The sequence below is a fragment of the Streptomyces sp. NPDC047453 genome (assembly GCF_040643155.1).
Classification (GTDB): Bacteria; Actinomycetota; Actinomycetes; order Streptomycetales; family Streptomycetaceae; genus Streptomyces.
In genome coordinates, this window is record NZ_JBEYTS010000122.1 from 1 (window position 1) to 12,250 (window position 12,250).

Annotated in this window: 11 protein-coding genes and 1 pseudogene; 7 read left to right on the forward strand and 5 right to left on the reverse strand. The window is 68.6% G+C overall.

Going from position 1 to position 12,250, the window contains the following annotated elements; translation table 11 throughout:
* Positions 1 to 169: 169 nt before the first annotated feature.
* Positions 170 to 1,363: a PP2C family protein-serine/threonine phosphatase gene (locus tag ABZ818_RS40805; RefSeq protein WP_361426866.1), complete on the forward strand. Its 1,194-nt coding sequence runs from the start codon at positions 170 to 172 to the stop codon at positions 1,361 to 1,363.
* Positions 1,364 to 1,411: 48 nt separating this feature from the next.
* On the opposite strand, the gene ABZ818_RS40810 is transcribed toward ABZ818_RS40805, so the two are convergent.
* Together ABZ818_RS40810 and ABZ818_RS40815 are read right to left on the reverse strand one after the other, a co-directional pair.
* A complete protein-coding gene (locus tag ABZ818_RS40810) occupies positions 1,412 to 2,392 on the reverse strand; it encodes a potassium channel protein (protein ID WP_361426839.1) in 981 nt (326 codons plus the stop codon).
* A gap of 496 nt (positions 2,393 to 2,888) precedes the next feature.
* A complete protein-coding gene (locus ABZ818_RS40815) occupies positions 2,889 to 3,761 on the reverse strand; it encodes an aldo/keto reductase family oxidoreductase (RefSeq protein WP_361426842.1) in 873 nt (290 codons plus the stop codon).
* Between the two features lie 130 nt (positions 3,762 to 3,891).
* Between ABZ818_RS40815 and ABZ818_RS40820 the strand changes: the two genes are divergently transcribed.
* The 3 genes from ABZ818_RS40820 (at position 3,892) to ABZ818_RS40830 (ending at position 6,756) form a co-directional block, all read left to right on the forward strand.
* Positions 3,892 to 4,335 carry a helix-turn-helix domain-containing protein gene (locus tag ABZ818_RS40820; protein WP_306092228.1) on the forward strand — a complete coding sequence of 148 codons (444 nt, stop codon included), beginning with the start codon at positions 3,892 to 3,894 and terminating at the stop codon, positions 4,333 to 4,335.
* Positions 4,336 to 4,913: 578 nt separating this feature from the next.
* Positions 4,914 to 5,777, forward strand: a complete 864-nt coding sequence (locus ABZ818_RS40825; protein WP_361426846.1) for a PPK2 family polyphosphate kinase — start codon at positions 4,914 to 4,916, stop codon at positions 5,775 to 5,777.
* Positions 5,778 to 6,078: 301 nt separating this feature from the next.
* Positions 6,079 to 6,756, forward strand: a complete 678-nt coding sequence (locus ABZ818_RS40830) for a hypothetical protein (RefSeq protein WP_361426849.1) — start codon at positions 6,079 to 6,081, stop codon at positions 6,754 to 6,756.
* 114 nt (positions 6,757 to 6,870) lie between these two features.
* On the opposite strand, the pseudogene ABZ818_RS40835 reads toward ABZ818_RS40830, so the two are convergent.
* From ABZ818_RS40835 to ABZ818_RS40845, 3 genes and pseudogenes are all read right to left on the reverse strand, one after another.
* Positions 6,871 to 7,050: pseudogene (locus ABZ818_RS40835) on the reverse strand (cold-shock protein); the annotation flags it as partial.
* 392 nt (positions 7,051 to 7,442) lie between these two features.
* Entirely contained in the window at positions 7,443 to 8,672 is a 1,230-nt protein-coding gene (locus tag ABZ818_RS40840) for a GNAT family N-acetyltransferase (protein ID WP_361426852.1), read from the reverse strand.
* Positions 8,673 to 9,158: 486 nt separating this feature from the next.
* Positions 9,159 to 9,563, reverse strand: a complete 405-nt coding sequence (locus tag ABZ818_RS40845; RefSeq protein ID WP_361426855.1) for a hypothetical protein — start codon at positions 9,561 to 9,563, stop codon at positions 9,159 to 9,161.
* A 156-nt stretch (positions 9,564 to 9,719) separates the two neighbouring features.
* Here ABZ818_RS40845 and ABZ818_RS40850 point away from each other — a divergent pair, with 156 nt between their 5' ends.
* The 3 genes from ABZ818_RS40850 to ABZ818_RS40860 form a co-directional block, all read left to right on the forward strand.
* Complete coding sequence (locus tag ABZ818_RS40850) at positions 9,720 to 9,893, forward strand: hypothetical protein (protein ID WP_361426858.1); 174 nt, start codon at positions 9,720 to 9,722, stop codon at positions 9,891 to 9,893.
* A 373-nt stretch (positions 9,894 to 10,266) separates the two neighbouring features.
* Positions 10,267 to 10,752: a hypothetical protein gene (locus tag ABZ818_RS40855; protein WP_361426861.1), complete on the forward strand. Its 486-nt coding sequence runs from the start codon at positions 10,267 to 10,269 to the stop codon at positions 10,750 to 10,752.
* Between the two features lie 134 nt (positions 10,753 to 10,886).
* Positions 10,887 to 12,250 (forward strand): S8 family serine peptidase (locus tag ABZ818_RS40860; protein WP_361426863.1); only part of this gene is annotated, 1,364 nt, incomplete at its 3' end.

Below are 12,250 nucleotides of genomic sequence, written 5' to 3' on the forward strand. Positions count from 1 at the left end.
GATACGATCTAGACACTCGCATCCTCGCAGGTCAGCGGCACCTTTCTGCTGTCAGGGCGTCAGCCCGACCAATTCCGCTGAATAACCGGGGTTAAGAGGTGGGAAAGCGGCTGAAGATGATGCCCGTGGCCAGGTGGGAGCGCTGCGAGGGCAATGCTTGGAGACGATGATGGCGCATGATCGGATCGGGCTGGCCGAGTTTCTGGCCGCAGCGGAGAAGGCGGCGCCGGTAGCGTCCCTGGACATGGTCGCGCACAACCTGCGGGACCGGTTCGGCGCGCAGTACGTGCCCTTCCTGTTCGTCGACATCGTTGGTCGGCGGCTGGTGCGGATCACCGAGGAAGCAGCCTCGCAGCAGGGCCGTCGCGCCGACCAGATCCCCCTGGTCGGCAGCATCTACGACAAGGTCTTGCGCACCCAGAAGCTGGTGCATCAGCCGGACGTCGGACACAGGCATCGGGTGGTCACGCCAGTCACCAACCGGGGCGACACCATCGGCGTGCTGGAGCTGTTCCTTCCCCAGGTCACGCAGGAGGTGCTGGAGCAGATCGAGGAGGCCGCCCACGCGCTGGCGTACGTCGCCGACCGCCGCTTCACCGACCTCTACCAGTGGGGCCAGCGCACCACCCCGGTCAGCCTTGGCGCCGAGATCCAGCGCCAGCTCCTGCCCTCGGCCCCCTCGTGCGAGGCAGCCGAGTTCGCCCTTGCCTGCGCCCTGGTCCCCGCCGACAGCGTCGCCGGCGACACCTACGACTACGCCCTTGATCACGACACCCTGCACCTGTCCATCACCGATGCCATGGGCCACGACGTCGACGCCGCCCTCATGGCCACCCTCCTGATCAACGCCTCCCGCGGCGGCCGCCGCTCCGACAAGGACCTTGCCGAACAAGCCCGTCAGACCAATCAGGCCCTCCTCGACCACGGCCGCGGCACCCTCGCCACCGGCCAGATGCTGCGTGTCGCCCTGGATGGATCCGGCGCACGGCTTGTCAACGCTGGCCACCCCTGGCCACTGCGCCTGCGCGAGGGCACAGTCGACGAGATACGTTTGGACGTCGACCTGCCCTTCGGCGTGCACGCACCCGGTTCCTACCGGGTCCAGGACCTGGATCTACGCCCAGGCGACCGCTTGGTGCTCTACACCGATGGTGTGCAAGAACGTCAAGCGGAATCCGTCGACCTACCCGACGTGGCCCACAACGCTGCCCGCGAACACCCCCGCGAGGTGGTCCGGATCCTGACCCAGGTGGTCACCAACGCCTGTTATGGACATCTGGCAGACGACGCCACCGTGCTATGCCTGGACTGGCGGGGTCCCCAGTCCGCAGACCGCCAGGCCCAAGACGGGGCCGAAGGGTGAACACTGCCGCATCCGTCTCGGCCAGGCGCTCGCTCCTGTCGGACCCGCTCATTCCTCGATAGGACGCAGAGCCCCCAGGTCGCCGAAGACGATCAAGGTGTCTCCCGGGTGAAGGTCGCTGTCCGGGGCGGGGTGGGGAAGCAGCGTGCCGTCCGCGCGCCGCACCAGCAGCGGCAGCACCCCCTTGCATGCCTGCCGCAGGGGGCGGCCCAGCAGGTGGGAGTCGGCTGCGATGCGAATCTCTTCGAGCCGGCAGTCCGAGGTACCAGGCCGACTGAACTCCAGGAAGTCAACGATGTGCGGCCGCACGGCGAGCAGCGCCATCCTCCTGCCGCTGGTGACGTACGGGGACACCACGCTACTGGCCCCGGCGCGGGCGAGCCGGTCGACGGAAGCAGGTTCGGAGGCGCGGGAGACGATGGCGATTGCCGGATTGAGTGCGCGAGCGGTGAGGGTGATGTATACGTTCTCGGCGTCCGAGTCCACCGCACACACCAGCCCGCGGGCCCGGTCGATCCCTGCCCGCCGCAGCACCTGCTCGGAGGAGGCGTTGTCGATCAGGTAGGCGACCTTGTCGCGCTGCATCACCTCCTCCAACTCCGCTTTGCTGTCGATCACCACGAAGGGGATCCCGTCGGCTTCGAACTCGCGCGCCACGGCCTGACCCACTCGTCCATACGCACAGATGATGAAATGATCACCGAGTGTGTCGATCCGGTGCTGCATGCGTCGCATCCTTCCGCGCGGACCGAACCTGCCCTCCACCAGTGCGGTACCCACCACTCCCAGAGCAGCCACGAACACCGCCACGCCGAGTACAGCCACTGAGGCGGTGAACAGCTTGCCGCCTGTGGAGAGCCGATCAGCTGCCGACGAACCTTCGGTGGTCAGCGTCATCACCGTCAGGTAGACGGCAGAGGAGGGCGAGGACCCCAGCAGCATGTACCCACCGATGCCGTACCCGAGCACCACCAAGATCGCGGACACCACCAGCAACGCCCGCCATCGAACACCGCGCGGCGACCACACACCCGCTCCCGTCATCGCCTTCCCCCAGTGTCCTGCACAGCCAGTGGCCCGGTCCTCCCGAGTGGCATCACGCCCTCTTCGAGAGGTGGCAGGGACCAGTGTCGAGACCGCGTCCCGGATGGTGCTGCGCCACGACGTCGCCCGCTATCCCTTCGCCCGGCTCAACCGTTCGGGCTGACCTCGGTGTGCCTGGCGAAGTCAGAGGACCAGGCCTCGCCGGGTGTGGTGATACGGCGCTGAGCTGCCGTGATAGGAGACGGAAACACCCTGTTCGCGGAGCCGCCCGTGCCGCACCTCTCGGCCGGCTACGGACCCCATTATCCGGTGCATCGGCTTCCGGCCCGCCCCTGATCATGGAGTTGCGACGCTCTGTGATCACTGGGGAGACCTGTGCCCGTTCTTCCAGCAAGCTGACCGACCCGCGGATCAATTCGCGGCGCTGCTGCCCGAGCTTCCCGCGGTCGATCCGGCCCAGCCGCTGGTGAGCGCCGTAGGGTTAGCGGCTGATCTTGTCGAGCTCGGCGAGATCGTCGTCGGACAGCGGGAGTCCCGCGCCGGCGGCGTTCTCGCGCAGGTGTGCCACCGATGAGGTGCCGGGGATCAGCAGGATGTTCGGCGACCGCTGCAGGAGCCAGGCCAGGGCGACCGACATGGGCGTCGCGTCCAACCGGGTGGCTACGGCCGTGAGTGCCGAGTACTGCAGCGGGCTGAAGCCGCCGAGGGGGAAGAAGGGCACGTAGGCGATGCCCTGCTCTGCGAGCTCGTCGATCAGGTCGTCGTCGTGGCGGTGGGCGAGGTTGTACATGTTCTGCACGCACACGATCGGCGCGATCGAGCGTGCCTCGGCGACCTGTTCCGCCGTCGCGTTGCTCACGCCGAGGTGCCGGATGAGGCCCTGCCGCTGGAGGTCGACGAGCGCCCCGAACGCCTCCGCGAGCGAACCGGGCAGGGGGCCCTGGGCGTCGCCGAGCCGGAGGTTGACCACGTCCAGCGTGTCGAGACCGAGGTTCTCCAGGTTCTCGGTGACGGCCCGGCGCAGCTCTTCAGGCTTGCGTGCCGGGGGCCAGCCTCCCTCCTCGTCGCGGGTCGCCCCGACCTTGGTCACGATGTGCAGCGAGTCGGAGTACGGGTGCAGCGCTTCGCGGATCAGCTGGTTGGTGATGTGTGGCCCGTAGGCGTCGGCGGTGTCGATGTGGGTGATGCCGAGGCCGACGGCCTCGCGGAGAACGGCGAGTGCGCCCTCGCGGTCGGCAGGCGGACCCATGACCCAGGGGCCGGCGAGCTGCATGGCGCCGTAGCCGAACCGGGTGACGGTCAGGTCGCCCAGGGTCCAGGTGCCGCCGGGAAGCGAGGCGGAGGGGGTGCCCATGGTGTGCCTTTCGTGTTAAGCCAGGGGATGGTGCCTGACGGCGCCTTGCACCACTATTCGTGCGTAGCTTCTTGTCGGGAAGTAGGCACTTCGAAGTGCGTAAGGCACCCACGGGTGAGAGGAATGGTCCATGGCGACGATGACGGCAGCCCAGCAAAGGGCACAGGCCAAGGTGGAGTACGACGCCTTCGTGGCGGCCTGCCCCAGCCGCAAGCTGCTCGACCGGATCTCGGACAAGTGGGTCACGCTGATCCTGGCCGCGCTCGGCAGCGACAGCGCGCATCAGCCCGGCGCCGACTGCGCCGGCGGGCCCCGGGTGATGCGCTACTCGGAGCTGCAGCGCCTGCTGGCCGGCGTCAGCCAGAAGATGCTCACCCAGACGCTGCGCTCCCTGGAGCGCGACGGCCTGGTGTCCCGCACTGTGGTGCCGACCGTGCCGGTCACGGTCTCCTACGAGCTGACCGATCTCGGCCTGTCGCTGTACGAGATGATGCGGGGCCTCAAGGCCTGGGCCGAGACGCACATGGACGATGTGCTTGCCAACCGCGAGACCTACGACACCCGCGTCGCCTGAACACACCCGCGACCGCCTCCGCTGGGCCAGACCGAGCGGTTTCAAGGATTCCCGGGCCGCCGAGGTGATGATCCGGAGGACAGGACTGCGATCTGCCATGACCGGCATTATCGATCGTCCCACCGACACCCGCCGGGGGCATCGTGCTCTACACCGCGTCGCTTGCCAGCACCTGCGGCCATCACCACCGTCAGGTCGTGGTGGCACATCACCATGCACAGAGATGTTCAATAGCACTGAGCGTCACCGCTCCACAGAAGTTGGACCAGGACTCAAACTCACCGACAAATGCTGTCGCTGGGAGTGAACGAAGCCACTTCGCGATCTCGCCGTCGGCGCCCGCCTTCTTCTGAACGGGGGCGAGTGGAGGGTGGAGTCGATCGAGCCGCAGCCGGCCGGCTCCGCCTGGCTATGAGGACGGACGGGTGGAAGAGCGGACGATCCGCTGGGTGATCCAGTACCCGGACGTCCGCATCGGCGACGTCGTCGCCCGTCGGAGCACCGGTCTCTGGGACGGGTAGCGCGGTCCGTCGCCCCGGCGCACCATCGGGGGAACCGATGCGAGGAGGAGGTGCGCCATGGCGAGGAAGCGCGACGAGGCCCCGCTGCGTGACCTGCTCCGCCTCCCCGTCGGCGAGCCGGCCGACCTGTCCGCGTACGACACCGGAGCGACCCCCGGCGGTCCCGACGACAAGGCCGCCGGGCTCGCGGCGACCGCCCGGATGGGCAAGGAGCTGGCCGGCCTGCAGGAACGCCTGTGGGCGGCGGCGACGGCCGGGGACCGCCGACGGATCCTGCTGGTGCTGCAGGGCATGGACACCAGCGGCAAGGGCGGCACGGTCAAGCACGTCATCGGACTGTTCAACCCGGCGGGCTGCCGCATCCACGCCTTCAAGGCCCCCACCTGCGAGGAGCGGCAGCACGACTTCCTCTGGCGGGTAGCGAAGGCGCTCCCGCGCCCCGGCGAGACAGGCATCTTCGACCGCTCGCACTACGAGGACGTACTGATCGCCAAGGTCCGCTCCTTGGCCCCGATCGGCGAGCTCGAGAGCCGCTACGACCGGATCAACGGATTCGAGGCGTCCCTGACGGACGACGGGGTGACGATCATCAAGTGCTTCCTGCACATCTCGTATGACGAACAGCTGCGCCGGCTGCTGAAACGTCTCGACACACCGCACAAGCGGTGGAAGTTCAACCCCGGCGACATCGACGAACGGGCCCGGTGGCCGACCTACCAGCGGGCGTACGAGACGGCCCTGACTCGCTGCGCGACCCGGGCCGCGCCCTGGTACCTGGTCCCGGCCGACCACAAGTGGTATCGCAACTGGGCCATCAGCAGGCTTCTGCTGGAATACCTGCGCGAGCTGGACCCCCAGTACCCGGCGGCGGAGTTCGACGTGGAGGAGTGCCGCGCTCTGCTGCTGGCGGAGGAGGGCTGACTTGCGGGAGCGGTGGCAGCCGCAGCCCTCGCCTGTCTCGCACCGCTCGCATGTCTCGGCGCTCTCGGCGTCGCACTCGGCGCCTGCGGCCGACGACGCATCGCGGCACACCGCGCAGGGTGCCACGCACCGCTCGCCTCGGCGTCGCCCCCGTGCAGTCGGGGCCCGGTGGGCTGATGCCCGTCTTCCAGGAAGGGAACAGGCCGACTCGGCCGCCGTGCGGAGCGAATCACTGGGGTATCAGGGGGTACGAGGTGGGAGGCGGTCGTCGGTACGGCGCCGCCGAGACGGAGGGTGCGCTATGTCACCCGAAGTGAAGACCCATGCGTGGTCGATGGTCTCCCCTTCCGTCGCGGACCAGCTGATCGAGGCAGTTTCGCGCATCCAGGTGCGCGATCTGAAGACGTTGCGTCGGCACTTCCCCGCCCTGGGCCCGGAAGAGATTGCCGACCGGTTGGTCGCTGGCGCGGTGCGGGGTACCGAGGCCGTGGGAGCGAGTGTGGGCACTGCCGCGGCGCTGCCCACTCCTCCCGCGATGCCCGCTGAGCTGGCCGCGAGCATCCTTGGAACGGCGGCCGTCGAATGCAAGCTCATCGCCGAACTGCACGAGGTGTACGGCCTGCGCGCACCCGGGACCGCTCGACAGCGTGCCGCACTGTATCTCGCTGAGTGGACCGAGGGGCGCGGCCTGAACGTCGCGAAACCGACCTCCGCGGTCACTCTCATGCTCAGCGTGCGAGTGAGAAAGGAACTGCGCCGCCGGCTCATCGGGCTCACCGTCCGCAGGATTCCCATGCTGACGCCCTTCATGGTCGGCGCGGCCATCGGCGCTTCGCTGAACCACTACGACACCGCACGGCTCGCCCGGCACATCCGTGCCGACCTGCGCGCGCGTCAGGTGCCGTGGGAGGCGCTGCCGGGACAGGAGCCGGGACCCGCGGCTGCCGGCTCCGGAGCCACCGCCCCGCCGGAGCACTGATTGGACAGCGGTCCGCGGACGGTGCCGGTGCGCTGGCAGACCTCGGCGAGGCAACGCTTCGTGCGTTGTGAGGGGGCTTCCATATCGCCGTGAGCAGTAGCAGTCAGGCCCGGACATGTTTTGTGCTTGCGGGCCTTTCTGGCCCTGGACGATGTCAAAGGTGACGTGCTCGCCTTCGTTCAGCTGACGGTAGCCGCCCCCGCCCTGGATTTCGGAGTAGTGGGCGAAGACGTCCGGGCCTCCGTTGTCCTGGGCGATGAAGCCATAACCCTTATCGGACACGCCAGCAGTCATCGACGTGATTCCTCTGAACGGGCAGCTGCCACGTCGTGAGGCACTCGAACACCGAGGACGATGACCGATGGCAGGGATAGCGGGCCGTCATCTGCGGCCAGATCGTCACGGAGAGTACAAGCGCCGGTTTTCGCTCCGATGTTCCTCATCTCCGCGGATCCCCGCGAGTTCGCGGAAACTGAAGGTTCTTCAGCACGAACCCAAGGGTGCGATGCCCCGATTCTGGGGGAGAGACCCGTGGGTTCGCGGTCAGCCCCGGTCTCCTATCCCTGATCCACGGTGCAAAGTAGCCGTTGACCCTCGGCGTACTCCCGTTGCTTCGTCTCCGGCCTGCTCGTCAGGCCGAACGAGTAGCCGACGAACGAGACTTGTGGAAGGTCTGACGAGCGCGGTCAGAACCAGTGCAGACAGTGCGGGGAGCGCTCGGCGCGGAAGAGTGCGTCGGCGAGGGTGGCTGCGCCTGGGCGGTGGGCCCGGATGTGTCCGGCACGCACGAGCGTGCTCGGGGCAGTGCCGCCGAGGTAGATGGAGCCCAGGTCGCTGATGTCCAGGGACAGGTCGGGCTTCCGGTCCGTCGGGACGCAGTCGGCCTTGCTGTCCCGGATGGTCAGCAGGTAGCGGTCGTGTTCGCCGAGGAACGGGTCGTCGATGTCGAGGACGAGCTCGCCGTCCATGAACCAGCCGCGCGCGGTCAGCGCACGCGGGACGTCCAGCAGCCGCACCCAGAGCCAGTCGGTGTCGCCCCTCACCTCGCCGGCGCGGAAGTCCGCGAACTGCCAGCGCAGCGGGTGATCGGGCGGGACGTGCTTGAACATGACCTGAGAGACCAGGTCGTGTCCGAGTACGAACCGGGCCAGGGCCGTGAAGACGGCGTCGTCGGTGGCGATGGTCTCGTCGACCGTCAGGGTGCCGGACTCGATCGAGTAACTGGCGTACCCGTCCGGGACGCCGTCGGCGTCCCGGTGGACGGCGACGTAGCGCGGCGCCGGCGAGATCGGGGGCTGCCCCGCGCGCAAGGCCCACCAGCGGGGCGGCCGGGACAGCGCGCCGGGCTGGGCGCGGCGATACCGGTCGTAGACCTCTTCCAGAATCTCGCCGCACTCGGCCCGACGCAGCACCTCGACCGAGCCGTTGTCCGAGCCGGTCCCTGGTGCCTGGGCCACTCCGCGCGCCCGGGGAACGGCGAGGGCGGCCTCGTGGTGCGGCACCGTCAGTCGCGCCGTGTAGGTCGCCGGTCCGTAGCCGAACCTGCCGTAGATCGGGGCCTCAGAGGCCAGCAGCACGGAAAGGAACTCCCTGCGGGCCCGCAGCTCGGTGAGCTGATGCCGCATCATCGCGCTGAGCACGCCCTGGCGCCGGTGCGAGGGCAGGACGCCGACGGCGGTCACCCCGGCGGCCGGGACGAGGGTCTCACCGGGCAGGGTGAGCTCGAAGGAGTGCGTGGCGGCGGTGCCGACGGGCCGCCCGTCCGCCGTCAGGGCGAGCATGCCGCGGTCCATTTCGAGCGCCGACCACCAGAGCCCGCCGCCCTCTATCGAGGTTTCCGGGAAGCGCCCGAACGCGGCATGGACTGTGTCGACGAAGACGTCGAGATCGTTGTCGGTAGTAGGACGGATCTCCATTGCTGGCTGCTGTCTCCTCGGGATACCGGCACCACGACTCGTGGTGTCTGGCCACAGTGCAGCGTTGACCCGTGGCCAGGGCAAGCGAATTACGGCCGGGCCCGCGGCCGCATCGACGGCCGCCGCCCTGTGGTGGACGCCAATAAGTGATGAATGATCCTCGCCCGCCACGCCGAAGCCAGTCGATCCGCGAGATCGCCGCCGCAGTCAAGGTGCCGGTCGGCGTAGTGCACAAGACCCTCAACCCCGCCACAGCGAAGCCCACCGACAGCTGAGCGTGACCGGAGGCCGAGGGCTACTTCGCACCGTGGGTCAGGGATAGAAGACCCGGGCCTCGAGGCCCGTGGGTTCAGGGGAACTGAAGGCGTCTCGGCGGGAACCCGAGAGTCCGGTGTCCTGAATCCCGGGTGTAGCCCCTTGGGTTTGTGGTAAACCCGCGTGTGTGATCTCGCTGATGTGGGGGTGTGCGTGTCGTCCGGGCTCGGTTCACGCTTCGTCGCGGTGGGTGAGGTGGCCGTCGGTGAGTCGCCAGTAGTGCTGGTGATCGGTCAGCTGCCAGGTCTCGTCGGCGGCGATGGCCTGCGTGATCCAGTCATGTAGTTGCGGGAGGGCCTGCGCTCGTAGAACAGCGCGGGTGGCAGCACGTTCAGTGGCATCGACCGGGTGGACGTCTATGTGGACGCCGACCATGTCCGGGTGGATGCCGCGGCCGTAGTTGCGGGGGTTCGGAGCGAGCCATGCTGCTCCCAGGACGATGGTCCCGCTGTCAGGTCCGGTGAGGAACTGCAGGTCCCTGACGCGGGTCATGTAAGGGCCGAGACACTCGTTGATGTCGGTGGCGGTCAGTGGCCAGGCACGGTGCCGAGGCAGTCTTCGATTTCGTGCAGACATGGCAAGCAGAATCGCAGAAGGTCACTGCAGGCCCTCACGGGTTTGTTCGGCGGCCTGCTCCAACAGCGCCCGTGCGGAGTCCGCGTAGCGCATCGCGGTCTTCTCGTCGAGTCCGAAGATCCCTCGCTTTCACTCTTCTCGCCGAGCGTGACGGGCATGACGAAGGAGGTCATCCCCGGGCAGGGAGCGGCGGGCGTAGGGCACGGCCGCCTGGGGTTGGGGGACATGCTGTGGGCGGGTTCCCAGGGGCGGGTCGGTGGTCTGGTCGAGCAGGACGAAGGTGCCGTCGGGGCGGGCCAGGAGCGGTGGGGGGGGGCGGCCCTGTTGTAGGTGATGTGCCAGCGACGGGTGTCGACGACGGCTTTGACCACGGCGGTGGCCCGTGCTCCTTCTACCGAGCGGGACGGCGATGCGCAGGTGTCCGCCGAGGGCACTGCACGCCGCTGGTCCGCAAAGCCCGCCGCCGCCGGCGGCAGACAGTGAGTGTGAGCCGCCCCTCCGCCACTTCCAGCAGCAGCTCATCCTGCCGTATCCCCGCCCGGTTCGCCTGTTGCCGGATCCGATCGGGGGATTGCTCCTCTTGAGCGGCTCGCCCGATTGCGGGCGGAGCTGCGTCACCATAGCTTCAGCACGTCGGGATTATCCCGAAAAGCCAATAGTATCCCTTGTATTGGCTTTCCTGTGGCATCGAAATGGAGCATTCATGTCGGTGATGACCGGTACTCCGCCCCTGCAGCAGTTCGGCCAGCAGGCCGGCGGTCAACAGCAGATCGCTCAGGTGGTCCAACAGGCGATCCAGCAGGCCTGCCAGCAGGCGAGCCAGCAGATCGCGCAGCGCATGCAGCAGACGCTGCAGCAGATTCAGCAGGTCCAGCAGCAGCTGCAGCAGCAGGGCATGTCCCACCAGGCCCACCCGTACCTTGCTGTCGCGCTGCACCACACGCTGCACGAGGGCATCCGGCACGCTGTGGAGCAGTCCGTGCAGCAGGCGCTGCCGACCGCGATCGTGACGCTGCTCCAGCAGAGCCAGCAGAGCCAGCAGAGCCAGCAGAGCCAGCAGGGTCAGCAGCAGTGGGGTGGCGGCTTCGGCCAGCCGTCGTTCGGCCAGCCGTCGTTCGGTCAGCCTTACCCGCAGCAGTATCAGCAGCCCGGCTTCGGCCAGATGGGTCAGCTCTTCGGCATCGGCTGACCTAAGGCGGCCCCGCTGTGCGGTGTGCCCTGGGAGCGATTCCTGGGCACACCGCACAGCTGTGGAAGCTGGAGCCGCCCGTCATCCGGATCAGCAGCACAAAAACCGACGTAGGCGTGGTGAAGGTGGACGTGATGGTCAAGGACAGGCCCGGAAACAGGCCCGGAAGCAACCGCGAGAGTGAATCCGAGGGCGCGGGGGCCGGCAGGCCGGGCCCCGCGGAGGAGGCGGCGCCGCGCAGCAAGGGCGCGCTGTCACCGATCGCGGTGCAGCCGCGCCGGCAGCGGTTCATGGTGGCCCCGCTGCCGCAGCATCTGCTCCCGCCGGGAGTGCCTGAACTCGAGATGGACGCGGTGTGCGACCGGCTGGAGAGGATGCCCGAGGTCACGGTGGTCCGCAGACTCACCCCGCCGGGGAAGCTGCAGTCGGCTGGAGTGCAGCCCTCCTGCCCCGAACTCGTGGTCGTCGAGGCGGCCGAGGCCCAGGTACCGGCGATGCGGACGCTGCACGTGCACATCGAGCCGGACCTGCCACTGTCTGCAACCGGCTATGCCGCCATGCCGGTCGCAGGGATGCTGTCGCTGCGCGACCCGGGGCTGGTCACGCTGCGGGAGGCGCCCGTGGAGATCTCGGTGCGCGTCTGCGGCCTCGACGGCGAGCCGCTGGCTGGCGCGGGCGTGTTCCTGATCGGGGCGGCCTGGCCGAGCCAGGGCATCACCGCCGCCGATGGGAGGGCCACCATCACCCTGGCGACCGAGAGCGCGCAGTCCCTCCAGTCCCTGTATGTCCGGCCCGCGGGCGGATACACCGACCGCTGGATCCACCGCCCCGACCTGTCGGAGACCCAAGACAACCTCGTCACCCTCACCCCGCTGGCCAAAGTCTACCCGGAACTGGAGCAGCGGCAGAGTTACGGCTGGGGCCAGCAGGCCATGCGGCTGGACCGGCTGCCGCCCACGTTCCGCGCCTTCGGCATCAAGAGCGCCGTCATCGGTACGGGCGTCAGCACCGACCACCCCGACCTGAAGCAGCGGGTGCGCTCCGGCGCCGACCTCGTGCGCGGCACGAAGGACGGCTGGGCTCACGACCCGGTCGGCACCGGTACCCACGCGGCCGGCATCATCGCCGGCGCAGACACCGGCAAGGGCATCATCGGCATCGCCGTCGACGCCGAACTCGACGTCTGTCAGGTGATGCCCGACGGCCACTTCAGCGACCTGATCGCCGCGCTGGACCACTGTATCGAGCGCGAGGCCGACATCGCCCACATCCAGGTGGCAACCCCGTACCCCTCGGCCCTGGTCTCCCGCAAACTCGCCGACGCCACCGCGGCGGGCATCGCCTGCATCGCCCCGGCAGGCGACACCGGCGGACCGGTCGCCTTCCCCGCCTCGCTGCCCACCGTCTTCGCCGTGGGCGCCCTGGGCGCCTTCGGCACCTACCCACCCGGCACCTCCCAGGCCACCCACACCGGGCTGCAGTTGACACCGGAAGGGCT

Excerpts from the sequence above, each read along its gene's own strand:
- ABZ818_RS40820 (WP_306092228.1), top strand. The coding sequence starts at position 3,892 with ATGGCGACGATGACGGCAGCCCAGCAAAGGGCACAGGCCAAGGTGGAG.
- ABZ818_RS40850 (WP_361426858.1), top strand. The coding sequence starts at position 9,720 with ATGACGAAGGAGGTCATCCCCGGGCAGGGAGCGGCGGGCGTAGGGCAC.
- ABZ818_RS40805 (WP_361426866.1), top strand. The coding sequence starts at position 170 with ATGGCGCATGATCGGATCGGGCTGGCCGAGTTTCTGGCCGCAGCGGAG.
- ABZ818_RS40855 (WP_361426861.1), top strand. The coding sequence starts at position 10,267 with ATGTCGGTGATGACCGGTACTCCGCCCCTGCAGCAGTTCGGCCAGCAG.
- ABZ818_RS40845 (WP_361426855.1), bottom strand. The coding sequence starts at position 9,563 with ATGTCTGCACGAAATCGAAGACTGCCTCGGCACCGTGCCTGGCCACTG.
- ABZ818_RS40840 (WP_361426852.1), bottom strand. The coding sequence starts at position 8,672 with ATGGAGATCCGTCCTACTACCGACAACGATCTCGACGTCTTCGTCGAC.
- ABZ818_RS40815 (WP_361426842.1), bottom strand. The coding sequence starts at position 3,761 with ATGGGCACCCCCTCCGCCTCGCTTCCCGGCGGCACCTGGACCCTGGGC.
- ABZ818_RS40825 (WP_361426846.1), top strand. The coding sequence starts at position 4,914 with ATGGCGAGGAAGCGCGACGAGGCCCCGCTGCGTGACCTGCTCCGCCTC.
- ABZ818_RS40830 (WP_361426849.1), top strand. The coding sequence starts at position 6,079 with ATGTCACCCGAAGTGAAGACCCATGCGTGGTCGATGGTCTCCCCTTCC.